Origin of the sequence: Aureimonas sp. N4 (assembly GCF_001463925.1) — a bacterium.
Classification (GTDB): Bacteria; Pseudomonadota; Alphaproteobacteria; order Rhizobiales; family Rhizobiaceae; genus Aureimonas; species Aureimonas ureilytica_A.
In genome coordinates this window covers 42,456-64,974 of record NZ_BBWS01000041.1, presented here as the reverse complement: position 1 = coordinate 64,974, position 22,519 = coordinate 42,456, and the positions used below count along the sequence as shown (strand labels likewise).

General features: G+C 65.8%; 17 protein-coding genes and 1 pseudogene. 7 read left to right on the top strand and 11 right to left on the bottom strand.

The genetic code is table 11. The features are described from left to right. Positions 1–25 precede the first annotated feature (25 nt). The 7 genes from AUL28_RS12270 to AUL28_RS12240 all read right to left on the bottom strand — a co-directional run bounded on the left by AUL28_RS12270 (position 26) and on the right by AUL28_RS12240 (position 7,829). Positions 26–754 carry a class II aldolase/adducin family protein gene (locus AUL28_RS12270; RefSeq protein WP_062232917.1) on the bottom strand — a complete coding sequence of 243 codons (729 nt, stop codon included), beginning with the start codon at positions 752–754 and terminating at the stop codon, positions 26–28. Next, positions 751–2,139, bottom strand: a complete 1,389-nt coding sequence (locus AUL28_RS12265; RefSeq protein WP_062232915.1) for an FGGY family carbohydrate kinase — start codon at positions 2,137–2,139, stop codon at positions 751–753. The genes AUL28_RS12270 and AUL28_RS12265 overlap by 4 nt, the downstream gene beginning before the upstream one ends. After that, a complete protein-coding gene (locus AUL28_RS12260; protein WP_082640425.1) occupies positions 2,136–3,209 on the bottom strand; it encodes an ABC transporter permease in 1,074 nt (357 codons plus the stop codon). Before AUL28_RS12260 ends, AUL28_RS12265 begins: the two co-directional genes overlap by 4 nt. Beyond that, positions 3,202–4,233, bottom strand: a complete 1,032-nt coding sequence (locus AUL28_RS12255; protein ID WP_062232913.1) for an ABC transporter permease — start codon at positions 4,231–4,233, stop codon at positions 3,202–3,204. The genes AUL28_RS12260 and AUL28_RS12255 overlap by 8 nt, the downstream gene beginning before the upstream one ends. Then, complete coding sequence (locus AUL28_RS12250; RefSeq protein ID WP_062232911.1) at positions 4,226–5,719, bottom strand: sugar ABC transporter ATP-binding protein; 1,494 nt, start codon at positions 5,717–5,719, stop codon at positions 4,226–4,228. Before AUL28_RS12250 ends, AUL28_RS12255 begins: the two co-directional genes overlap by 8 nt. Before the next feature lie 62 nt (positions 5,720–5,781). Further along, complete coding sequence (locus tag AUL28_RS12245) at positions 5,782–6,786, bottom strand: substrate-binding domain-containing protein (RefSeq protein ID WP_058636496.1); 1,005 nt, start codon at positions 6,784–6,786, stop codon at positions 5,782–5,784. A 17-nt stretch (positions 6,787–6,803) separates the two neighbouring features. Then, positions 6,804–7,829, bottom strand: a complete 1,026-nt coding sequence (locus tag AUL28_RS12240) for a LacI family DNA-binding transcriptional regulator (RefSeq protein WP_062232910.1) — start codon at positions 7,827–7,829, stop codon at positions 6,804–6,806. A gap of 191 nt (positions 7,830–8,020) precedes the next feature. Between AUL28_RS12240 and AUL28_RS12235 the strand changes: the two genes are divergently transcribed. The 3 genes from AUL28_RS12235 (at position 8,021) to AUL28_RS22100 (ending at position 10,959) form a co-directional block, all read left to right on the top strand. Continuing rightward, positions 8,021–8,923, top strand: a complete 903-nt coding sequence (locus AUL28_RS12235) for a sugar phosphate isomerase/epimerase family protein (RefSeq protein ID WP_058636498.1) — start codon at positions 8,021–8,023, stop codon at positions 8,921–8,923. Between the two features lie 228 nt (positions 8,924–9,151). Continuing rightward, positions 9,152–10,255 (top strand): branched-chain amino acid aminotransferase, encoded by a 1,104-nt coding sequence (locus tag AUL28_RS12230; protein ID WP_062233031.1) that lies wholly within the window; start codon positions 9,152–9,154, stop codon positions 10,253–10,255. A gap of 260 nt (positions 10,256–10,515) precedes the next feature. After that, positions 10,516–10,959, top strand: a complete 444-nt coding sequence (locus tag AUL28_RS22100; RefSeq protein WP_082640424.1) for a GNAT family N-acetyltransferase — start codon at positions 10,516–10,518, stop codon at positions 10,957–10,959. Here AUL28_RS22100 and AUL28_RS12225 read toward each other — a convergent pair. Both AUL28_RS12225 and AUL28_RS12220 read right to left on the bottom strand, forming a co-directional pair. Continuing rightward, positions 10,954–11,910 carry an aminotransferase class III-fold pyridoxal phosphate-dependent enzyme gene (locus tag AUL28_RS12225; RefSeq protein ID WP_192843453.1) on the bottom strand — a complete coding sequence of 319 codons (957 nt, stop codon included), beginning with the start codon at positions 11,908–11,910 and terminating at the stop codon, positions 10,954–10,956. The genes AUL28_RS22100 and AUL28_RS12225 overlap by 6 nt on opposite strands. Beyond that, positions 11,825–13,100 (bottom strand): annotated as a pseudogene (locus AUL28_RS12220) (RhtX/FptX family siderophore transporter). Before AUL28_RS12220 ends, AUL28_RS12225 begins: the two are co-directional and overlap by 86 nt. Before the next feature lie 437 nt (positions 13,101–13,537). On the opposite strand from AUL28_RS12220, the gene AUL28_RS12215 reads away from it, so the two are divergent. Then, complete coding sequence (locus tag AUL28_RS12215) at positions 13,538–15,823, top strand: TonB-dependent receptor (protein ID WP_062232907.1); 2,286 nt, start codon at positions 13,538–13,540, stop codon at positions 15,821–15,823. Positions 15,824–15,885: 62 nt separating this feature from the next. After that, the gene (locus tag AUL28_RS23160; RefSeq protein ID WP_062232904.1) at positions 15,886–16,704 is read left to right on the top strand and encodes a GNAT family N-acetyltransferase; all 819 of its coding nucleotides are present in this window, start codon (positions 15,886–15,888) and stop codon (positions 16,702–16,704) included. 78 nt (positions 16,705–16,782) lie between these two features. On the opposite strand, the gene dld is transcribed toward AUL28_RS23160, so the two are convergent. Then, positions 16,783–18,546 carry a D-lactate dehydrogenase gene (gene dld / locus AUL28_RS12205; RefSeq protein WP_082640423.1) on the bottom strand — a complete coding sequence of 588 codons (1,764 nt, stop codon included), beginning with the start codon at positions 18,544–18,546 and terminating at the stop codon, positions 16,783–16,785. A 176-nt stretch (positions 18,547–18,722) separates the two neighbouring features. After that, a complete protein-coding gene (locus tag AUL28_RS12200; RefSeq protein ID WP_062232902.1) occupies positions 18,723–19,643 on the bottom strand; it encodes a LysR family transcriptional regulator in 921 nt (306 codons plus the stop codon). A gap of 154 nt (positions 19,644–19,797) precedes the next feature. Between AUL28_RS12200 and AUL28_RS12195 the strand changes: the two genes are divergently transcribed. Both AUL28_RS12195 and AUL28_RS12190 read left to right on the top strand, forming a co-directional pair. Next, entirely contained in the window at positions 19,798–20,934 is a 1,137-nt protein-coding gene (locus AUL28_RS12195) for an iron-containing alcohol dehydrogenase (protein WP_062232899.1), read from the top strand. Positions 20,935–21,023: 89 nt separating this feature from the next. Continuing rightward, a complete protein-coding gene (locus AUL28_RS12190) occupies positions 21,024–22,337 on the top strand; it encodes an MFS transporter (protein ID WP_062232897.1) in 1,314 nt (437 codons plus the stop codon). The last annotated feature ends 182 nt before the right edge of the window (positions 22,338–22,519 follow it).

Below are 22,519 nucleotides of genomic sequence, written 5' to 3'. Positions count from 1 at the left end.
GCCTCGCCTAGCGTCGGGTCCGCTCTTACGCGCTCAACCGTGCCTTAGGATCGACCGACGCGGCTTTGGCGCTCGGCGTGTCGTTGACGCCGTCGAGATCGGGCGCGTGCCCGTAGCTCATGTTCTTCATCTGCTGAATGACGCGCGCCATCTCTTCGTCCGACAGGACCGGCGGCTCACCCAGAACCCGCGCCTGGACATAGAGGCGCGACAGCGTTTCGACCTCGACGGCGAGCGACAGCGCGCCTGACAGCGTCTTGCCGAGCGCGATCTGGCCGTGCTGGCCGAGAAGGCAGGCCATGCGGTCTTCGAGGGCTTCCAGCGCCGCGTCGGACAGGGCCTGCGTGCCGAAGGTCGCATAGCGCGAGCAGCGGATCGTCGTGCCGCCGGCGATCGCCGTCATGTAGTGGAAGCTCGGGATTTCGTGGTGATGCACCGCGAGGGTCGTCGCATAGACGGAATGGCAGTGGAGCACGCAATCGACATCGGAGCGCGCGGCAAGAATGTCGCGGTGGAAGCGCCATTCCGACGAGGGGCGGCGCGCGCCCTCATAGGTGCCGTCGAACGACATCTGCACGAGATCGCTGGGGCGCATCAGATCGTAGGGTAGGGAGGTGGGCGTCACGAGGAAGCCCGCCGGATTGCGCACGGAGAGATTGCCGGCCGTGCCCTGGTTGATGCCGCTTTCGTTCATGCGGCGGCAGGTGGCGACCATCTCTTCGCGAAGGGCGTCGTCGTTGTAAGAGGCATTCATGAGGCTTGGCTCCAGGGATGGCAGAGGTCGCGCCAGTGCGACCAATAGGGGAGAAGATCGGGCAGGCCGGTTATATCTGGCATTTCGACGCTGAGCGGGGCAGGGCCGCGCCGCATCTCGTGCCCGGCGAGAAGGGCCGCTCCCGCCGCCGTGCCGTGCGCGTCGCGGTTGACGAGCACGCGCGCGCCGGGGTTCAGCGCGGCGAGGATCGCGCCGAACAGCGGATCGCGCACCAGCCCGCCGTCGATCACAAGGGTGCGGGACGCGGGAAGCATACGCAGGCATTGGTTGGCGAGCATGGCGGCGTAGAGAAGGGCGAGCGTGAAGCGGACCGAGGGATCGCCGGCGAGCGGCCCTCGAACGGAGCCGCGCCTGGAGGTGCCGGGGAACAGCCCGTCGTCGGCCCCGAAGGAGGGCAGCACAAAGGTGCGGCTCGCCACGATCCGCGACAGGGCCTTTGAGGTCGCCGGTCCGCGTTCCACGCCGGACACGGCGGCGAACTCACGTCCGCCCATGGTCAACATGCCGGGAACCGGGCGACCGGCGACATCGGCATTGCAGGAGCGGCCGGGCGCTTCCTCACTCAGATCGATGCCGGTTCGATCCGTCAGGGCGACGATCCAGGTGCCGGTGGAAACCACCGTGAGATCGGACAGGCCGGCGGCCTGATAGCGATAGAAATTGGCCGAAGAATCGTGAATGCCGCAGAGGACGCGCGTCTCCGCCGAAAGGCCGCAACGCCGCGCCAGCTCCGGCTTCAGGGTTCCGAGTGTCTCGTATGCGGGGCGAAGCGGGGGCAGGAGATGCGTCCAGGCGCGGTCCTTCACGAGCCGGGTCGGCGCGCCGTCCGCACCGGACCACAGATGCGACTGCGCGGCGAGGCTGGTGACCTCGCCCGCCGCCACGCCGCAGAGGCGAAAGGCCCAATATTGCGGCAGAGCCAGAAAGGCCCGTGCTCCGGCGAAGGCATCCGGCCAGCCGCGTTCCAGCCAGAGCATCTGCCGCGCCAGATGCGCCGAGCCGAGCATGAGCGCGCTGCCGCGCTCGCGGAATGAACCGGCCATGGCGGCATAATCGACTGCCACGTCCGCCGGCGGGTCCTGCTCGTAGTCGATCATCGGCATGAGCGCGCCGTCTTCGCCAACGAGGACGCCGCCCGACCCGTGCGAGCAGGCGACGATCGCCTCGATGGAATGGCGCCGACCGAGATCGGCGAGCCCCGCGAGCAGCCAGTCTTCGAGAGCCGCGAGGTCGTGGTGGCGATAGGGCGGGCCGTCCAAGACGCAATTGGGCGCGGACAGTTCCTCCAGCACCGCGCCGTCCGCTGTCGTGGCGAAGAGCTTGACGTTGGTCTTGCCGATGTCGAAGACGGCGACCGCGCTCACGCCTGCGTCTCCCCGCGCCGACGCAGCGCGGAGAAAAGCGCCGGGAGATGCGGGCGAATCGTCTGCGCCACCACGACGGCGATCAGCGTGCCGCCCCAGATCGCCAGCGTCAGATAGTTCGACAGGCCGAACTGGTTGAAACCCGACGAAATGACCTGAAGAATGGCGAGCGCCACCATGAGCCCGCCGACCGTGCCGAAGCCGCCGAACGGATCGACCCCGCCGAGCACGGCCGCCAGAATGGTGACGAGAAGATAGGACTGCGCGTAATCGGGGCTGGCCGAGTTGAAAATGACGAGCGTCACCAGCGCGGCCATGAAGCAGACGAGGCTGGACAAGGTGTAGACGCCGACCAGAACCCGCTTCGTATCGATCGCCGAATAGCGGGCGGCTTCGAGGTTCGAACCGATCATGTGGCAGGCGATGCCGAAGGCGGTCTTCTTGAGAATGAGGCCGACCAGGATCGCGACCAGCACCATGACGACGAAGACGAGCGGCACGCCGAGAACGCTCGAATTGCCGAGGCGGGACACGAGATCCGGCACGCCCGAGAGCGCCTGGCCGCGCGTGAGATAGATGCTGATGCCGTCGATCAACGACTTGGTGCCGAGGGTCACGAGGATGGGGTGAACGCCGGTATAGGCGACGAGCGCGCCCGTCACGAGGCCGATCACGAGGCAGAGGAGAAGCCCGGCGGCGAACGCCAGCGCGACGCCCGCGACGACCGCACCCGTGCCGGCTCCATCGGGAATGGCGATCTGCATGACGAAGACCATCAAGAGCGCGCATTGGTTGGTGGTGGCGATGATGGCGAGGTTCAAGCCGCCGGTGATCAATGGCACGATCATGGCGAGCGACAGAAGCCCCAGAAGCGGCATCTGGAACATGAAGGATTGCAGCGTGCCCATGCTGGCAAAGCCGGGAACCGCCAGCGAGAAGACGAGGACGAGCGCGACGAGCAGCCCGCTCAAGCCGAGATGGGCGTTGGGAACGCCCGCGCGCAGCCGGGCCATGAAGTCCGCCAGGGCGCCGTCCCGGCCGATGGAATGAGATGTCCGGTTCTCAAGCATGGGCGGCCTCGCCGAGGGTTCGATGACGCCGACCGCGCCGCGACGACAGGACGGTGAGCGAGGTGGAGGCGAGGATCGTCAGGCCGATCACGATCTGGAAGAAGTAGGAGGAGACGCCCAGAAGATTGAGCCCGTTCTGGAGAATGGCGAGAAGCACGATGCCCAGAAGCACGCCCGGCACGGTGCCGATGCCGCCCGTCAGGCTCGCGCCGCCGAGCACGGCTGCCGAGAGAACGGCGAGTTCCGTGTTGACCATGGCGTTCGGCACGCTCTCGCCAACGCGGTGCGCCTGGAGCATCCCCGCGAGGGCGGCGAGGAACCCCAGAACCCCATAGGCCACGAAATGCAGGCGGCCGATCGACATGCCGATGCGGCGCGCCGCTTCCGCATTGCCGCCCATCGCATAAAGCTGGCGACCGACCGAGCTGCGCGTCATCAGCGCCCAGATGCCGAGGCTCACGACGATCATGGCGACGATCGGTAAGGTGACGCGAACGAGATCGCCGCTTGCGGTTTCGGTCTCGAAGAAGGTGACGCGCGTCGTCCACCAGTCCGGCAGATCGTAGATCGACCGCCCGCCCGAGAAATACATCAGAAGCGAGAAGGTGACGCTCATCATGGCGATGGTCGCGATAATGGAGGGAATGCGCACGAAATGGATCAGCGCCGCGTTGAGGCAGCCGAGCGCCGTGCCGATCCCCAGGCCCACCGCGATCACGAGTGGGGCGGGAAGACCCAGCCGCGCCGCCAGGAGCGCCGCGACATATTGCGAGACGGAGGCCGTGGCGGCGAAGGAAATGTCGATGCCGCCCGAAACCAGAACCACGAACAGGCCCATCGCCATGATGGCCTGCACCGAATAGGTCTCAAGCAGGTCGATCACGTTGGGCAAGGTCAGGAAGCCCGGCGCGGTCGATCCGAAGAACAGGACGGCGAGGACGATCACGCCGAAGAGCCAGGCTTCGGGGCGGCGGCGAAGCCGCGCCAGCGCGGCGGCTCCGGTGCGCTGCTGAACATCAGGCATAGATGCGCTCCTCCAACTGCCGTTCGGTGATGCGGCCGGGAATGGTTTCCTCAAGGATGCGCCCGGCCCGCATGTGCAGGACGCGGTCGCAGGTGGCGAAGGCTTCGCTCACCTCGTCGGAGATCACGATGACGCCGACGCCCTCGCGCGACAGTTCGGCCACGATTTCGTAGATGCCCTGCTTGTTCTTGATATCGACGCCGACGGTCGGCGAATCCAGGATCAGCACGCTCGGCCGCGTCGCCAACCATTTGGCGAGAACCACGCGCTGCTGGTTGCCGCCCGACAGGGTCTGCACGGGCCGGTCGATATCGGGCACCTTGATGGCCAGCCGGCGCACCCAGTCGCGCGCGAGATCGCGCCGCCGCCGGCGCGCGATGAGGCCGGAGCGCCCTGCAAGCCCCTTCATGACGGCGAGGCCGATATTGTCTTCGATCGATTGGGGCAGGATCACGCCGAGCGACAGGCGATCCTCCGAGACATAGGCGATGCCCGCGCGCACCGCGTCCCGGTTGGAGCGCAGCGTGAGCGGCTGGCCGTTGAGCCGGATCGTTCCCCCCTCGGCCCGGTTCATGCCGAACAGCGTCAGCGCGAGTTCTGTGCGCCCGGCGCCCAGAAGCCCGACCAGCCCCAGCACCTCGCCCTTGCGTAAGGTGAAGCTGACATCGGCGAATTCGCCGCGCCGCGACAGGTGCTCCACGCTGAGGAGCGGCTCGGCCGCGCTCATGTCCCGCGCCACCGTGCCATGGTCGATGTCGAGCCCGGTCATCAGATGGGCGATGCGCTTCTGGTCGACCTCGGCCACGGGCCAGGTGCCGACCTTGCGCCCGTCCCGGAACACGGTCACGCGCTCGGCGATCTCCACCACCTCTTCGAGGCGGTGCGACACGAAGACGACGGCAATGCCGTCCGCCTTCAGCTTGGCCACGATGGAGAGGAGGCGATCGACTTCCGCGCGGGTGAGGGAGGCCGTCGGTTCGTCCATGAAGATGAGGCGCGCTTTGGCCGCCAGCCCGCGCGCAATGGCGACGATCTGCCGTTCGGCGACGGGCAGGTCCGACACGAGGGCGGAGGGGTCGAGATCGAAGTCGAGGCGCTTCAGGACGCTTTCGGCGATCCGCCGCATATGGGCCTTGCGCACCGGCTTCAGCGCGCCTTCGAGGTGGCACTCGACGGCGATGTTCTCGGCCACCGACAGATTGGGAAACAGGGACAGGTCCTGAAAGATGACCTGGATGCCGAGGGCCTTGGCGCGGGCCGGCGTCAGCGGCAGGACGTTCTCGCCCTCGATCTCGATCGTGCCCTCGCTCGGCGGGTGAACGCCGGCGACGGTCTTGATGAGCGTGGACTTGCCGCAGCCATTCTCGCCGACGAGGCAGTGAACCTCGCCCGGCCGCACGTCCCAATCGATGCCCTCCAGCGCGCGCACGCCGCCGAAGCGCTTGGAGAGGCCGGTGAGCCTGAGAAAAGGAACGTCATCAGTCATCGGCCGCCTCCCGTCGTCCGAATGGAAAACCCGGCGGCGCATCGGCCGCCGGGATGGTGGGATCAGAGGCCGAGCGCCACGAGGCGATCAATATTGGCCTTGTCGAGCGATTCCAGCTTCTGAGCCTGGATCAGCTTCTTGTCGGGATAGACCCGCACGGGGCCGACGCCGACGATCTCCATATTGTCGGTCGGCTCCTTGCCGGCGGCCAGCATGGAAGAAAGCTGCGCGAAGACCTCGCCCGCCGTCAGCGGGTTCCAGATATAGCCGCCCCGGATCACGCCGGATTTGACGTATTTCGCGCCCTGGCCCGGCGAGAAGCCGCCGACCAGCGCAACGGACTTGGCCTTGCCGCGATCGTCCAAGACGCGCCCTGCGCCGATCGGGCCTTGGCTGCCGAAGGTCAGGATGCCCTTGAGGTCCGGGTTGGCGCGCAGCTGGTCCTGCGTGGTCTTGATGCTTTCATCCAGACTTTCGGCGACGCCGAAGCGATCGCCCACCATCTGCATCTTGGGATACTTCTGCTTCTGGTAGGCGATGGCGGCATCGGCCCAGGCATTGTGCAGCGGCACGGTCAGCGAGCCGACATAGACGATATACTTGCCCTCTTCGCCCATCTCCTTGGCGAGAAGGTCCATATGCGCCTGACCATAGGCTTCGGTCGTGGTCAGCTCGAAGTCCCAGTCCTTTTCCTTCTGGTCCGGTCCTTCATGCGCCAGAACCTTGATGCCGGCGGCGCGGGCGCGTCCGAGCACGGGTTCGAGCGCGGCGGAATCGTTGGGCACGATGCCGATGACATTGACCTTACGGGCGATCAGATCCTCAATGGCGCGGACTTGCTGGGCCGCGTCGGCCTGTGTCGGGCCGACCATCCAGGCATTGACCTTATACTCCTTGGCACCCTTCTTGATGCCTTCTTCCATGGCGTTGAACCAGGGAATGCCCCCGATCTTGACCACGATCCCGGCCTGCGGCTCGGCGCTCTGCGCAAAGGCGGCAGGGCCGGCGAGGGTGAGGGCCAGAAGACCTCCCATGGCCGCGAGGGCGCGGCGGCGCGACATCAGCATGTTTCATCCTCCCGTTATCAGACCTTGCCCGCCCGGCCTCCCCGCCGAGACGGGACCCGCTGCGTCGAGCCGCGGATCGAGACGGCGCATCCGAGGCGCCTTGTTTCATGGGGCTCATCGCTCCCCGCCATGCGGCCGCGCAGGAGCGACCAGGCGGCAACAGCCATGTCCTCCACGGGCTGGCGCACGGCCGTGATGCCGGGCGAGACGAGCCGCATCCATTCCATTTCGTCGAACGAGGCGAAGGCGATGTCGCCGGGGATCGACAGGCCCATCTCGGCGATGAGCTGATAGGCCATGAGCGAGGTCATATGATCGAGCGCGAAGAGCGCGACTGGGCGATCGGCCGACAGGCGCTCGCGCAGCAAATTGGCCGACGCCTCCGCCTCGAAGCCGACCTCCAGCATCTGCGCCCGCATCGCGCCCGCACCCGTCAGAAAGCCTTCCCAGCGCTCGCGCACATTGCTGATGCCCAGACTCGTGCCGACAACGAGGCAGTTTGCCAGTCCAGTCTGGGCAAGATGCGCGGCGATCGCGGCCGAGGAAGGGCCGTTGTCCACCGCCACGAGATCGAACCTTGCATCGTCGGGAATGCGGTCGGCCACCACGGCGGGCGCGGCGAGCCCCGCCGGCAGGCGGGACGAGAGCGCGCCGTCGCAGGGCACGACGATCAGCCCGCCCGGCCGCCAGGCGCGGACATTGGCCAGCCGGTCGGCCTCCTCCATGGGGTCGTTGCGCGAGGAGAGAACGGCGAGATCGAACCCATCGCCCCGCGCCTCGTGCTCCAGCGTGGAGACGAAGCTCGCAAACATCGGGTTGGTGAGATCGGGCACGATGACGGCGACCAGCGCCGCCTTGCCCGAGCGCAGCCGCGAGGCCGCAATATCGGCGACGTAACCCAGCTCATCCACCGCCGCGCGCACACGATCGGCGAAGTTCGGCGAGACATTGGGCTTGCCGTTCAGGACGTTCGAGACGGTCGCGATCGACACGCCCGCCCGGTCGGCGACCATACGGATGGATGGCGTCTGCTGTCGTGACATCGACGCCCCTCCCAAGACGAACCGTGTCCAAGCTTTTTGAGAAAACGCCGGTGAAACGTTTTATTGAAGGCTAGACATCAGTTCCAACTTTGTCAATCATGTCCCGCATGGGCAGAGAAGCCCGTTCTATTGCATTGCCGCAGTAGTCTTCGCTTGCGCGAAGAATGTCCGCGGCGCGGGGAGGAAACAGGATGAACAAGCTGGGTGTGCACGCTCTCGTCTGGGAGGCGGGGTGGAGCCATGAGGAATGCGCGCGCGCGATCGCCAAGACGGCCGAAGTCGGCTATGACTTCATCGAAGCTCCGGCGCTCGATCCGAGCCTGATCGATCCGGTCTTCACGCGCCGCCAGCTGGACCAGGCAGGCATCGGCATCAACTTCTCGCTGGGCCTCGATTTCGACAGCGACATTTCCTCGGGCGACCCGGAAAAGCGCGCGCGCGGCAAGAAGAAGCTGGAAGACGCGGTGGCTGTCTGCCGCGATTGCGGCGGCGAATATATCGGCGGCATTCTCTACTCCGCCTTCGGCAAGTATTTCACGCAGCCGACCGCCGACGGCATCCGCCAATCGGCCGAGACGCTGGCCGAGGTCGCCGAGATCGCGGCGCGCAGCAACATCACGCTCGTGCTCGAAGTGGTGAACCGCTACGAGACCAATATCTGCAACACGGCGGCGCAGGGCGTCGAAATGGCCAAGCTGGTCGGTGCGCCGAACGTGAAGGTCCATCTCGACGTCTACCACATGAATATCGAGGAATCTGATATCGCGCAGGCGATCATCGAGACCGGCGAGCATATCGGCTATTTCCACACCGGCGATTCGCATCGCGGCTATATGGGCTCGGGTTCGATCGACCTCACCAGCGTGTTCCGCGCGCTGGTGCGCACCGGCTACAAGGGGCCGATCACCTTCGAGAGCTTCTCGTCGCGTGTCGTCGGTCAGCCGCTGGAAGGCATTCTGGGCATCTGGCGCAATCTCTGGGAAGACAGCCACGATCTGGCCTCCCACGCGCTGATGTACACCAAGTCGCAGCTCAAGGCCGCGCAGGAAGCCGAGCGTCAAGCCAAGGAGCGCAGCCGCCTGCCGCTCGGCTGACGCTCGTCGCTTTCATCTTCCATCCTCGCCAGGACAGGGCGGCGACATCGTCGCCGCCCTGTCTTGGTGACTTAACCCACATCCCTTGGCCCGCTCGGGATGACCCTTCGGGCGATATGATGATGCGGATCGCGCCAACGGACCTGTTCGGCCGGTCCTCCTCGTATTAAACGGGGGAAAAGCGGCGTCCCGTTTCCCATGCGAGGGGCGCCTGATCTGGAGGCTTTCATGACCGTCGACGCACCCGGTATCCGCTTCGAACTCAAGAGAAGCCCCAATCCCGTGCCGGCGGCGGAGCGAGCCGAGGCGTTGAGCCATCTCACCTTCGGAACGCTGTTCAGCGATCACATGGCGGTCGCGCGCTGGTCGCAGGACCGGGGCTGGCATTCGGCCGAGATCACCGCGCGCGCGCCGTTCCCGATCGATCCGGCCAGCAGCGTCCTGCATTATGCGCAGGAGATTTTCGAGGGCATGAAGGCCTATCGCACAGTGGACGGGCGCGCGCTCCTGTTCCGCCCCGAGGAAAACGCCCGCCGCTTCAACCAGTCGGCCCGCCGCATGGCCATGCCCGAACTGCCCGAGGCCGATTTCGTGGCCGCCGTGGAAGGGCTGGTGGCCGTCGATCAGGATTGGCTGCCGGAAGGGGAGGCGAGCCTCTATCTGAGGCCCTTCATGTTCGCCAGCGAGAGCTTCCTCGGCGTGCGTCCGTCGCGCGAATATATCTTCTGCGTCATCGCATCGCCCGTCGGCCCTTATTTCAAAGGCGGGTCGAAGCCGCTGACGCTCTGGGTGTCGCAGAACTACAGCCGCGCGGCACGGGGCGGCACGGGCGAGGCCAAGTGCGGCGGCAACTATGCCGGCAGCCTCGCCGCGCAGGCCGAGGCCAGCACCAAGGGCTGCGATCAGGTCGTGTTCCTGGACTCGGCCGAGAACCGCTGGGTCGAGGAACTCGGCGGCATGAACCTCTTCTTCGTGATGGCGGACGGGCGTCTCGTCACGCCCTCGCTCGGCACGATCCTGCCCGGCATCACGCGCAAATCCATCATCGAGATGGCGAGCGCCGAAGGCCACATCGTGGAAGAGCGGCCCTATTCGTTCGACGAATGGCAGGCGGACGCCGCCAGCGGGCGCATGAAGGAAGCCTTCGCCTGCGGTACGGCGGCCGTCGTGGCCGGCATCGGAACGCTTCGCCATGCCGGCGGCGAGTTCACGATCGGCGACGGGCAGGTCGGCCCGACCACCGAAGCCTTCCGCCACAAGCTCGTCGGCATCCAGCGCGGCTCCGCGCCCGACAGTTTCGGCTGGACCCGCGAAGTCGCCCGCGCGGGGTGACAGGCTTGAGCGAAGCCGGTCACGCACCGGCTTCGCATTTCGGGATAGGAGCGATCAGGCCGCTCAACGACGTAACGTGGCGATCGATGCGATTTCACCAACGATCGCCACGTCTTGGGAATTGCAGTGTGGGTTGACGGGCTTCAGATGAACAGATGGCTCGTAATTTACATTATGGAACGATGACGTTTGGCGATTAACTCACATCAATATCCATCTTTTTAGGGCTGCGATGTCTGGATATGCGAGATAGAATATAAATGCAGATCAGCGCGGCACAGCATAGTGATGTAGCGGCTTGGTTGCGTCTGGCTGAAGAAGTGGTGCCGTTGTTCGGCCCCATGCCGGGATTCGATGCTGTTCTTGCTCGTGAGATCGCGCAAAAGCAGGCTTATTGCGCAAGAATAGGCATAGGTAACGCAGCCTTTACAGGATGTGTTCTCATCAGTAACAATGGTTTACAAATTGCGATCCGCTGGCTTGCAGTTTCGTCCGAGTTTCGTAGGCGCGGGATCGGTAAAATGCTTGTCGAGGCTGTTCTCTCTAGTGTGCTGTCTGAATCGATCATTCATGTCGACACGTTTGTCGCAGGGAGTTCGGGATCGGAAGCAGATAGGCGTCTCTATGAAAGCTGCGGTTTCTCACCATCGGAGATATTGGGTGAGGCTGACATGATCCGACAACGGTATGCGCGGAAGTTATAAAATCGGTCGCCGTATGCCGGCCTTCTCGAAGGTGTAGAACGTGCCGGTGCGCCCGACGCCCGACTGCACCTCGTCGAGGATCAGGGGAATGCCGAGTTCGTGCGTCGTGCGGCGGATCTGACGAAGCCATTCGACGGGCGCGGGGTTGACGCCGCCCTCGCCTTGCACCGGCTGCAGAATGATCGCCGCCGGGCGGTTCATGCCCCCTTCGGGATCGCGCATCGCGCCCTCGAAAACGGCCGTCGCCAGACCGGCGCTGTCCGCGCCATCGGTGCCGAAGGGGCAGCGATAGGCGTGGGGATAGGGCAGGAAATGCGTGCCGGGCATCAGCGTGCCGAGGCGCTCCTTCGGTCCGAGCGAGCCCATCAGCGAGAGCGCGCCCTGCGACATGCCGTGATAGGCGCCGCGAAAGGCCACGATATCCTGCGGGCCGGTCGCCGTCTTGGCGAGCTTGATCGCCGCTTCCACCGCGTCCGAGCCGCTGGGCGAGCAGAATTGGATGCGGGCGCCCTCGCGGAAGGCGGGCGGCAGGGTGGCGAAGAGCGCCTCCACGAAGGCGTCCTTCTGGGGCGTCGCAAGGTCCAGCGTGTGAAGCGGGATGCCCTGCCCCAGCGCCTCGCGCAGGCTTTCCACGATTTCGGGATGATCGTGCCCGAGGGCGAGCGTGCTGGCTCCGGCGAGGCAGTCGAGATAGGTGCGACCTTCGACATCGGTGACGCGCGAGCCGGACGCCGAGCGCAGCGCCAGAGGGAAGCGACGGGGATAGGAGCGGGCGTTGGACTCGCGCGCCTCCTGCCGTTGGAGGAAGTCGCGATTGGTGGGCGCAACTTGGGTCGTGATCGACTCCTGGAAGCGGGGTATGAGATCAAAGCGTGGAGGGCGCGTCCAGCGCGGCGGCGCGCCGGCCCTCCCACCGCACGCCGGGCAGGCGCGCGAGAATGGCGATCGCAACCGCGACGCCGACCAGCGACAGAAGCGTCGCGAGAGCAAACAGCGCACCGTATCCGACAGCATCGGCGATCCACCCGGCGACGCTCGTGCCGACGAGATAAACGACGACTTCGGCGCAGGTCAGGATCGTGAAGTCCGTTCCCGGCTGGCGCGAGGACGAGGCGCGCATGAAGAGCGCGTAGAGCGCGACGAGTTCCATGTAGCGGATCATCGTCTGGAAGCCGGACGCGCCCATGGCGACTTGGCCCCGGCAGGACGCCGAGGGCGCTCAGCGAGAAGACGAGGAAGCAGAGCGTGCGCAGGAGGCCGAGAAGTCCGAGCGTGGCGGCTAACCCGGTCCGGCGGATCAGGAGGGCGGCAAACGTCGCGCCGGCCAGCCCCGCACTGATGGCCGCCGCGCCGTAGAGCGTGCCGATCCAGGACAGCGGCACGCCGAGATCCACGAGATAGGCACCCTCCATGCCGCGCACGAGCCCTTCGCTGGCGCGGAAGGTCAGCGCGAAGAGAAAGAAGAGCCGCGCTTCGGGTCGGGCGAAGAAGGCGCGCAGGCTGGGGCGCGGGGTGGGCTCCGATCCGCCCGCTTCCCCCTCGCCCGCATCGGCGCGCTCGCGCATGAAAGGCGTGGCGAGGAGCGGCAGAAGCGACAGGATCGCGACCGTCAGGAGCGCGGCGGTCCAGCCGATGCGCTCGAACAGGACGAGCGAGAACATGCCGCCGATCACCACGCCGAGCGCCACGGAGGCCGCCTGAATGGCGTTTCCGGTGGCGCGCGTGGTGGCATCGAGCTGGCGCACGGCGAACCCGTCGGTCGCGATGTCCTGCGTGGCCGAAAGAAGCGTGATCGAAAAGGCGATGGCGAACAGAAGCACGGTCTGCGTCGGCGCGACGAAGGCCATGGCGGCGATCAGCGCGGAGACGAGAAGCTGGGTCGGCACGATCCAGCCCCGCCGATGCCCCAGACGCCGGATCAGGGGATAGCGATCCACCAGCGGCCCCCAGGCGAATTTCAGGACGGTCGGCACCATGAGAAGCGTGAACAGGCCGATCGCCGTGCGCGACGCGCCGCTGTCTCGCAGGAGGGGCGGCAGGGCGACGAGCAGGAGATAGGTCGGGATGCCCTGTGCGAGATAGAGCGCGGCGAGGACGCCATAAAGGCGGCGCGTCGGCTGGGCGGGAATCGAGATCGACATTGCGGGATCAACTGCCTGCCGAGTTTAGAACGGGATTAAATACTGACGGATACATCGGAATCGCCGCTCCGAAGCGCGCCGTGATCCCTAATGACTCTGTTTTTATTTCGCAAGCCATAACATGGTTTTCAAATTCATGTTTATGGGTCGCGCCCGCTGAAACCCCTTAAAGTTGGAATCCTGAGGAGAATTCCCCGAGTTTCTGGAACGGTTATCGTCTGAAGCGTGAATTCACGCGTTAGTTGACTCGATTTATCATGTTATGATAGCCGACTGCATAGGGCGTCTTCCATCGTACGGAGGAGTCTGATCCACGTCAAACGACAGCAAATCCACGCCATTCTCGTCCGATCTTCAGGATAGCGAAGTATTAACTCTGAATCCTCGTGTCTTGCTGAAGTGGACGCATCTGGCGTCCGCAGGAGCACAAATCCGCGATGCCCCCATTGTCCGCCCGCCGACGCGCGCTTCGCCGTTCGATTTCGCTGGTCGCGCTCGGCTGCGCGCTGACCCTGTCGTTCAGCGCCACGGCGCAGGAAACGGTCGCCGGCGCGGCCGAGCAAACCGCGCCCGCAGCCGTGGGCACGGGCGATGCCTCCGTCCTTCTCGACCCGATCGTCGTCACCGGCTCACGCGCGCCCCAGCGCCTGTCGGAGACGGCCCGCACGGTCTATGTGGTCGAGGGCCGGGAGATCGAGGCACGCGTGCGCTCGGGCCAGACGCTCCAGCAGGCACTGGGCCAGGACGTGCCGAGCTATGACGCCGCCAGCAGCGGCGCGCGCACCTCCTATGGCCAGAACCTGCGCGGCCGCCCGGCGCTCGTGCTGATCGACGGCGTGTCGCTGAATTCCGCGCGCGGCCTGTATCGCCAGTTCGATTCCTTCGACCCGTTCAACATCGCGCGGGTCGAAATCCTGTCGGGCGCGACCTCGCTCTATGGCGGCAACGCGACGGGCGGCATCATCAACATCATCACCAAGAAGGGCCGGGACGCCAAGCCGGGCCTGGGCGGCGAGGCGATGGTCGGCGCGGAAAGCGGCTTCCGGGGCTCGCGTGATGGCGACGGCAAGCTGGCCGGCGCGCTCACCTATAATGACGATCTCTGGGACGCCCGCCTCTCGATCGCCGGCAACAAGACCCGCGCCTTCTACGACGGATCGGGCACGATCTTCGTTCCCGATATCACGCAGACCAGCCTTGCCTTCAACGAGCGGGTCGATCTGTTCGGCACGGCCGGACTCCAGATCGACGAGAGCCGGCGCGCCGAGATCAGCGCGCAGCATTACCGCAGCGAGCAGGACAGCGATTACGGCCTTTTCTTCGGCACGAATTTCGCCGCGCTGCGCAACCCCAGGCTTTTCGAGACGCGGCAGGGCTACCAGTCCGACGTGCAGCCCGCGACGCGGCGCACCGGCGTCAACGGCTCCTACACCGACAGCGACTTCCTCGGCCAGGAACTCCTAGTCCAGGCCTTCTGGCGCACCGAGTCCATCGACTTCCACCCCTTCCCCGTCACCGTCCCGCTCTTCTATTTCAACGCCACTGAGCAGGACACGAACTTCTACGGCTTCAAGGCCGCGATGGTGTCGAAGCCGCTCGAGGGCCTGCGCATCACGTATGGCATCGACGGAGACCGGGACGAGTTCTCCTCCTCCCAGGCGGTGTTCGACAGCAGGATCGCCGCGCGTTCCGGCGCGCTGGACATGCGCCGCGTCGGCGAACTCGGCCTCTACCCGGCCATCGACGTCTCCACCATCGCGGGCTTTGCCGAGGCGAGCTATGAGGCGACGGACGCGCTGACGCTCATGGGCGGCGTGCGCTATCAATATGTGGATACGAAGGTCGGGGATTTCGTCGCGGCCGCCGCGCAGGTCAACAATTTCTTCGGCCGTGGCACGTCGGCCGACGCCATTCCCGGCGGCTCGGTCTCCTATGACGACCTGCTCTTCAATGCCGGCGCGACCTATCGCTTCGACGATCGCCAACAAGTCTATGCGAGTTTCAGCCAAGGCTTCGAGCTGCCCGACCCCTCGCGCTATTATGGCCTGGGCACCTACAGCCTTGTCGGCAACCGGCAGGTTCTGCGCAGCAGTGTCAATGTCGCGGACTCCGCGCTTCAGTCGATCAAGACCAATGCCTATGAGGTGGGTTATCGCTATGCGGACGGCATCGTCTCGGCGGAGGCGGCGGCCTATTACTCCCTGTCGGATCGCACCATCCAGCTCAACCGGCAGACGCTGAACATATCGCTTCTGGATCAGGACCGGCGCGCCTATGGCGTCGAGGGCCGTCTCGGCCTCCAGCTCGGCCATGGGTTCGACGCGGGCGTTCTCGGCAATCTCGTGCAGACCGAGGTCGACCAGAACGGCGACTGGCGGCGGGCGTCCGTGGGCGATGCCAGCACGTCGAAGCTCGGCGGCCATATCGGCTGGACCGACGACATCACGTCCGTCCGGCTCGAAGGGCAGCACGTCTTCAGCCTGTCGGACGCCGCCGGTTTCGAGATCAAGGGCTATACGCTCTTCGACCTCATGGGCAGCCATCGGTTTGAAACGGCCGATACGACGCTGAACTTCGGCATCCAGAACCTGTTCGACAAGGACTACACCACGATCTGGGGCCAGCGCGCGGTGGCGCTCTACGGCTCGCTCGCGGACAAGAGCGTCTTCGACTACAAGGGACGGGGCCGAACCTTCGCGATTTCGCTGAGCAAGGAGTTCTGACCCTGCGGCCATTCCCGCGCGGAGACGGCGACGAGCCCGGCGGGTCGCCGCCGGACTTCATCATGCGGTCCTGGCTGTTTCCGGGCGGTGAGCCGCTCGGCTCGACCCGCCGGGGCGCGCGGATCGTCGTGCGGGGAGAGGCCAGCGAAAGCGCCTTCCGGCTGGACCTCGACGGGCCGAAGGGCACGATCTCGGTCTGGCGGGACGGCGAGCCTGCATGGGCGGGCGAGGCGTCTCTCGAGCACGGTGCGCGGGAGCGTGCCGCGCTGTGCCGACAGCTCTTCGCCGCGCTCGAATGTGCGATGTGCGATCCCGGCCGGCCCGTGTCGGACGTCCGGCTCGGCGGCGACGCGCTTCTCGCGCTTGCGCCCGATCTCGCTGCCATGAGCCTTCTGACGGACGCGACCCATCCTGTTTTGCGCGATCGGGACATCCTGTCCTATCGCGCGGGATGGATGGGCGTTACGACCCCTTCTCGCGCCGGTGAAGTGCCAGGCAACGTTTCGGGCCGGCCCCAGCGCCCGCCCATGCCAACCGGCCCGCTCTATGTCAGATATATTCCCTGGCTTGGCCGGACGCTCTCGTTCGTCGCCGCCACGATGAACGACCTGCCCCGCCTTCACGGGTGGTTGAACGATCCCTGGGTCGATCGGTTCTGGCGGGAGGCCGGCTCGCTCGAGCAGCACCGCGCATATCTGCAACGCCAGCTCGACGATCCGCATACGATCCCGATCTTCATGCAGTTGGATGGCGTCCCCTTCGGCTATTTCGCAACCGTCGATCTATCCATGAAGCGCGCCGCGCTGGTAGTCCTCAGCCGCGAGCGCTTCGAGACCAGCCGGCTCTGGCTTCCCGCGCAAAGCGCGATGCCGCCTTCCTGATCGCCGCCGGGGTGAAAGCCGGCGCCGCGCGCAATCTCAATCGCTGCGGCCTCGCCGCTGCTACCGAGAAAGACGACATTATCGCAAGTGCACGGACCCTTCGCAGGCGCAAGCCTCCGCCGAGCCGTCGCCTGTGGTTTCGACCGCCGCCCAACCGCGCAGGCGCGAGGTCTTGCCGATGCCCGGGTTGAAGGAATTGGTCGGGTCGAGCTGGCGATAGAAGGCCTTGAGCGCGGGCTTGGCTTCGTAGAGATGGCCGACATTGTGCTCGGCGGGATATTCCGCGCCCCTCGCCTCCAGCGTCTCCAGGATCGCGTGTTCCAGCGCCTCGCAGTCCACGCCCTTATGGACGAGATATTCCTGATGCATCACCTGGCACAGGAAATGGCCGACATAGAATTTCAGCGCGATCTGCTTGTCGATCTCGGGGGGAAGCGTCTCGAACCAGTCCCGCGTATCGCGTGGCAGGGCGACGTCCAGCGCCACGATATCCTCGATGCGGTCCCGGTGGACGGCGCGGTAGCGCACCACCGCCCCACCCGACACGAAGCGGTTGAGAAGCGCGGCTTGCCCCTCGTCCTCTGTGCATTCCAGAAAGCCGCCGTGCGGCGCGGCGAGGCCAGTCGTAAAGACTGACGAGAGATAGTCGCGCATCTCCGCGATGCCCTCGCCGCCGGTGCGCAGGATCAGATGGTGGGTGTAGCGGTCCCGATAGTCGATGAGCCGCTGCGGCAGATGCTCCGGCAGGAGCCTGGAGACGCGCTGGAGCAGGTGGTCGGAGATGCTCTTGCCGAGCCCGAGCGCCTCGGTGACGCCATCGAACCAGCTTTTCGCCGCGAAGGCGCGCGGGACATTGACCGAGCCGAAGCGGCGGATGAAGACGAAAAGGTCCTTGCCATAGGTCTGGGCAGCGCGGAACGCGTCGGAATGCATATATTCGCCCGCGATCGGCAGATGCTGGAACTGGCCGAGCACATGCCGGCGGATCTGCTGGAGCACGGCCGGGTCGTTGGTGCCGACATAGAAGACCTGCTCCTGCGGCTCGGCGACGAACGTGTCCATGCGCAGGGCGAAGACGGCGATCTTACCCGCCGAGCCTGACGCCTCGTAATGGCGGCGAGGGTCGGCGTTGAAGCGCGCGGGCGTCGAAGCCTCGATGTCGCGCACATAGGTCGCGTATTCGCGGTCGGACGCCCAGGCGCCGTTCTCGTCATGAATGTCCGACGAACTGTATGTCCCGGCGTCCAGCCGGGCGAGGATGGCCTCGGGGGTTTCGCCCAGTTCGACGCCCAGATGGTTGACGAGTTCGAGCCGCCCGGCCTCGTTGACGCGGGCGAACAGGGCGAGCTGCGTGAAGGCCGGGCCGCGCTGCACCAGCGAGCCGCCCGAATTGTTGCAGATACCGCCCGTGACCGAGGCCCCGATGCAGCTCGATCCGATCACCGAATGCGGCTCGCGGCCGAGCGGCTTGAGCTTGCGCTCCAGACTTTCCAGCGTCGCGCCGGGCAGGCACAGAACCTGCGCGCCGTCGCGGATGAGATCGATCCGTTTGAGGCGCATCGTGTTGATGATGACGATGGGCCGGTCGTATCCGGTGCCGAAGGGCGTCGAGCCGCCCGTCAGCCCGGTATTGGCGGCCTGAAGGATTACGGCGACGTCGGCCTCCACGCAGGCCTGCAACACCCGCCATTGTTCCACCAGCGAACCCGGCTGCACGGCCGCCGCGATCTCGCCGTCGCCATAGCGATAGCCCGTGCGAAAGCGCCGCGTCGCCCGCGTGCCGACATGGACATGGGCCTCGCCGGCGATGGCGCGCAGGCGGGCGATCAGGGTTTCGGTCATCAAGGCAGCCTCCCGAGCATGGCCGCCCCACCACCCCCGGGCTCACCGGCGGACGAATGCGTGCGGACGGTGCTGCTCGGTCCCGGCGGGACAGCGCGCCCACTCTAGGGATCGGTGGAAGCGTGTAAATCCGGCGTTGTGCGATAAGGGTATAACGAACAGGGATATCTTACCCCTCAACGCAGGGTCAGAAGCCGGATGAATTCGGAGGCGGCGGGCGGCAGGGGCGTGCGTGTGCGCGTGATCAGTTCGTAGGCCTGGTTCTTGGAGCGCAGGCGGAAGGCCAGCGTGCGGGCGACGCCGAGGCTGGCGAAAACATTGGCGACGTCGTTGGACAGGAGCGCGACATAGTTCGGGCTGGACTGGACGAGCGACATGGTCGTGAAGGCCGAGCGCGTTTCCACGAGGGCGCGAGGAAAGGGGAGGTCGGCCTCGCGATATTCCTGCTCCAGCGACAGACGCATCGGCATCCGGGCCGTGTAGACGATCCAGCGCGAATCGGAAAAGTCCGCGAGCTGTACGCGCTTGCGCCCGACCAGCGGATGCGCGGGATTGGCGACCACGCTCAGAAGTTCGTCGTGAAAGGCGAAGGTGTCGTAGAGTTCGGGCGTCGCGCTGACCGAGCTGCGGCCGATCACGAGATCGAGGTCTCCCCGGTCGAGCTGGCGTAGAAGCTCGCCGCTCGTATCCTCCAGGATCTCGATCGACACGCTAGGAAACCGCTCGGTGAAAACGAGCACGGCCTCAGTGACGAGCGGAACCGCGCCCATGATCGTACCTACCCGTAGCCTCGCCCAGGCGCCGTCGGCGATATGGCGCAACTCCTCCCGGAAGCTGCGGATCTGCGAGATCATGACCTTGGCGTGCCGGATGGCGCAACTGCCCGCCGGTGTCGGCGTCAACCCGCGATTGGTTCGTACGAAGAGCTGCTGCTCGGCCGCTTCCTCGATTTCCTGGAGGCACTTGGTCGCGCGCGGCTGGCTCATGCCGATGCGCGCGGCGGCGCCCTTGAGCGAGCTCGCGTCGTCAATCGTGGCGAGGAGATGAATCTGACGCATGGTTAGGCGGCTGAGGCCACGCGCTGCTTGGTCCGGCATTCCTCTATTCCCGATTGTTATACCCGTATCGACATTCAGCGCATTTACGGCAAGGGATTTCTCCGTAATTTTGCCTAGACGCATGGGGAAATGACCGCCGGACGCCCTCAAGGGGGCGATCGTGGGCCTGTGCGCGGATTTCGGGAGGACGGGCGTGGCGCTCATCAATTACATCACCCGCGTGCAGTTCGGATATGGAACGCTCGCAACGCTGACGGACGAGCTGCCGCTGGCGGGCATCGGGCGCGCGCTCGTCGTCACCGACAAGCCGATCGCCTCGCTCGGACTGATCGATCGCATTCGCGCTCTGGTCGGCGACAAGGTGGCGGGTGTCTTCGATGAGACGCCGGGCAACCCGAACGAGGCAGCGGTTCGCGCGGCGACCGAGCTGTTCCGGTCCGCGGGAGCGGACGGGCTGATCGCCATCGGCGGCGGATCGGTGCTGGACCTCGCCAAGGCGGTCGCGGTGATGGCCGCCCATGACGGACCCTTGAAGACCTTCGCAGCCATTGAGGGCGGCACCGAGCGGATTTCCGCCAGAACCTTCCCGATGGTGGCGATTCCGACCACGTCCGGCACCGGCAGCGAGGTCGGGCGCGGCGCGATCCTCATTCTGGAGGACGGGCGCAAGGTCGGCCTCCTGTCGAACCATCTGGTTCCGAAGGTTGCGATCTGCGACCCCGAGTTGACGCTGAGCCTTCCCGCGCATCTGACGGCGGCGACCGGCATGGATGCGATCTCGCACTGTATCGAGACCTATCTCTCCGCCGCCTTCAACCCGCCCGCCGACGGCATCGCCCTGGAGGGCCTGCGCCGGGCTTGGGCGCATCTGGCAACGGCCACCGCCGAGCCCGACAATCGCGACGCCCGCGCCAGTATGAGCATCGCTGCGACCATGGGCGCGATGTGCTTTCAGAAGGGTCTGGGCTGCGTCCACAGCCTCAGCCATTCGCTGGGCGGGCTGAACCCCCGGCTGCATCACGGCACGCTCAACGCCGTTTTCCTGCCCGCCGTGCTCGAATTCAACCGATCCGCGCCCTCGAGCGTGGCCGAAGGCAAGTTCGACCGGCTGGCCCATGCGATGGGCTTATCCGGCGGCGACGACGTGGTGCCCGCCATCGAGGCCATGACGCGGCGCATCGGCCTGCCCGGCAAGCTCTCGGAACTGGGTGTGGAGGCCGATCTCTTCCCCGCCATCATCGCCGGCGCGCTCAAGGATCACTGCCACAAGACCAATCCGCGCGAGGCCTCGCCGCAGGACTACGAGGCGATGCTCGCCCGCTCGCTCTGATCGCGCGCGCGATCGACCGGCCCTTGCAGGGGTGGGAGCCCCCGCCAGCCAAGCCGCATCCCGACAACGAAGACATAAGTGGAGGAACGATGTCGAAGATCCAAGACGGGAGCCTGGAGGCTTCCACCATGAAAGCCGTTCTGTGGCGGCTCATTCCCTTCGTGATGCTTCTTTATTTTATCGCCTATCTCGACCGCGTGAATATCGGCTTCGCGGCGCTCACGATGAACGCCGATCTGGGCTTCTCCGCGACGGTCTATGGCCTCGGCGCGGGCATCTTCTTCATTGGCTACGCGTTGTTCGAAGTTCCCAGCAACATTTTCCTTCACAAGCTCGGCGCGCGGGTCTGGATCGCGCGCATCATGATCACTTGGGGGCTTCTGTCCGGCGCGATGGCGCTGGTCAGCGGTCCGATCAGTTTCTACGTGATCCGCTTCTTTCTCGGCGCGGCCGAGGCCGGCTTCTTTCCCGGCATCATCCTCTATCTCACCTACTGGTTCCCGGCGAAGACGCGTGGCAAGGCCGTCGGCCTCTTCATGGTCTCCATCCCGCTTTCGGCCATGATCGGCGCGCCGATCTCCTCGGCGCTTCTCGGGCTCGACTGGCACGGCCTCAAGGGCTGGCAATGGATGTTTATGCTGGAAGCCATCCCGGCCGTACTTCTGGGCATCGTAACCCTGTTCACCCTGACGGATCGCCCGGAACAGGCCAAGTGGCTACGCGCCGACCAGCGCGAATGGCTGGCGGCCAAGATGGAGTCCGAGCGCGGCGCGATCGCCTCCACCCATGGCGAGAAGTCGCTGAAGACCGCCCTTTTCGACAGGAAGGTCCTGGGCTTCGCCTTCATCTATTTCTGCGTGGTGCTGGGGTCCTATACGCTGGGCTTCTGGTTGCCGCAGATGATCAAGACCTTCGGCGACATGAGCAATCTCCAGATCGGACTGGCGACCGCAGGCGTCAACATGTTCGGCGTGGTCGCAATGATCTACTGGACCCGTCGCTCGGACGCCCGACAGGAACGCCTCGGCCATTTCGCCGCCGCCGTCATCCTGGCCGCCATCGGCTTCGGTCTCTGCGCGGCGACGCTCTCCACCCCGGCCGTCGCCATCGTCGGCCTGACCCTGGCAGGGATGGGCGTCTTCTCGGCGCTGCCGACCTTCTGGGCTCTGCCGACCACGTTCCTGACGGGCGTCGCCGCCGCCGCCGGCATCGCGCTCATCAACTCGATCGGCAATCTGGCGGGTTATCTCGGCCCCTTCGTCATGGGCTATCTCAAGGACATGACCGGCAGCTACGCGGCCGGGCTCGTCATCGTCTCGGCGCTTCTCGCCTGCGCCGCGCTCAGCCTGCTTCTTGTCGCCCGCATGAGAGCCCCTGCCCTCGGCACCCATCGCAGCGCGTAAACGGCCCTCCCGGCTCGAAACCTCCCCATGAGCCGAGCCCGCGCTCCCCCACCCTGTGGGGGAGCGTTTTTTCTTGGCGGGCTTCCCCTGAAAGCCCGCGCGAAACAGGGGGCGCTAGGCGGGGCCAAGGCCGCGCGCGGGCGGGCGTCGGCCGAAAATTCGCATCGATCCTTTATGGCGGG

What these genes read in the sequence shown, in the direction of transcription:
- AUL28_RS12270 (WP_062232917.1), bottom strand. Translation starts at nt 754, where the DNA reads ATGAATGCCTCTTACAACGACGACGCCCTTCGCGAAGAGATGGTCGCC.
- AUL28_RS12260 (WP_082640425.1), bottom strand. Translation starts at nt 3,209, where the DNA reads ATGCTTGAGAACCGGACATCTCATTCCATCGGCCGGGACGGCGCCCTG.
- AUL28_RS12255 (WP_062232913.1), bottom strand. Translation starts at nt 4,233, where the DNA reads ATGCCTGATGTTCAGCAGCGCACCGGAGCCGCCGCGCTGGCGCGGCTT.
- AUL28_RS12250 (WP_062232911.1), bottom strand. Translation starts at nt 5,719, where the DNA reads ATGACTGATGACGTTCCTTTTCTCAGGCTCACCGGCCTCTCCAAGCGC.
- AUL28_RS12245 (WP_058636496.1), bottom strand. Translation starts at nt 6,786, where the DNA reads ATGCTGATGTCGCGCCGCCGCGCCCTCGCGGCCATGGGAGGTCTTCTG.
- AUL28_RS12240 (WP_062232910.1), bottom strand. Translation starts at nt 7,829, where the DNA reads ATGTCACGACAGCAGACGCCATCCATCCGTATGGTCGCCGACCGGGCG.
- AUL28_RS12235 (WP_058636498.1), top strand. Translation starts at nt 8,021, where the DNA reads ATGAACAAGCTGGGTGTGCACGCTCTCGTCTGGGAGGCGGGGTGGAGC.
- AUL28_RS12230 (WP_062233031.1), top strand. Translation starts at nt 9,152, where the DNA reads ATGACCGTCGACGCACCCGGTATCCGCTTCGAACTCAAGAGAAGCCCC.
- AUL28_RS22100 (WP_082640424.1), top strand. Translation starts at nt 10,516, where the DNA reads ATGCAGATCAGCGCGGCACAGCATAGTGATGTAGCGGCTTGGTTGCGT.
- AUL28_RS12215 (WP_062232907.1), top strand. Translation starts at nt 13,538, where the DNA reads ATGCCCCCATTGTCCGCCCGCCGACGCGCGCTTCGCCGTTCGATTTCG.
- AUL28_RS23160 (WP_062232904.1), top strand. Translation starts at nt 15,886, where the DNA reads ATGCGGTCCTGGCTGTTTCCGGGCGGTGAGCCGCTCGGCTCGACCCGC.
- dld (WP_082640423.1), bottom strand. Translation starts at nt 18,546, where the DNA reads ATGACCGAAACCCTGATCGCCCGCCTGCGCGCCATCGCCGGCGAGGCC.
- AUL28_RS12200 (WP_062232902.1), bottom strand. Translation starts at nt 19,643, where the DNA reads ATGCCGGACCAAGCAGCGCGTGGCCTCAGCCGCCTAACCATGCGTCAG.
- AUL28_RS12190 (WP_062232897.1), top strand. Translation starts at nt 21,024, where the DNA reads ATGTCGAAGATCCAAGACGGGAGCCTGGAGGCTTCCACCATGAAAGCC.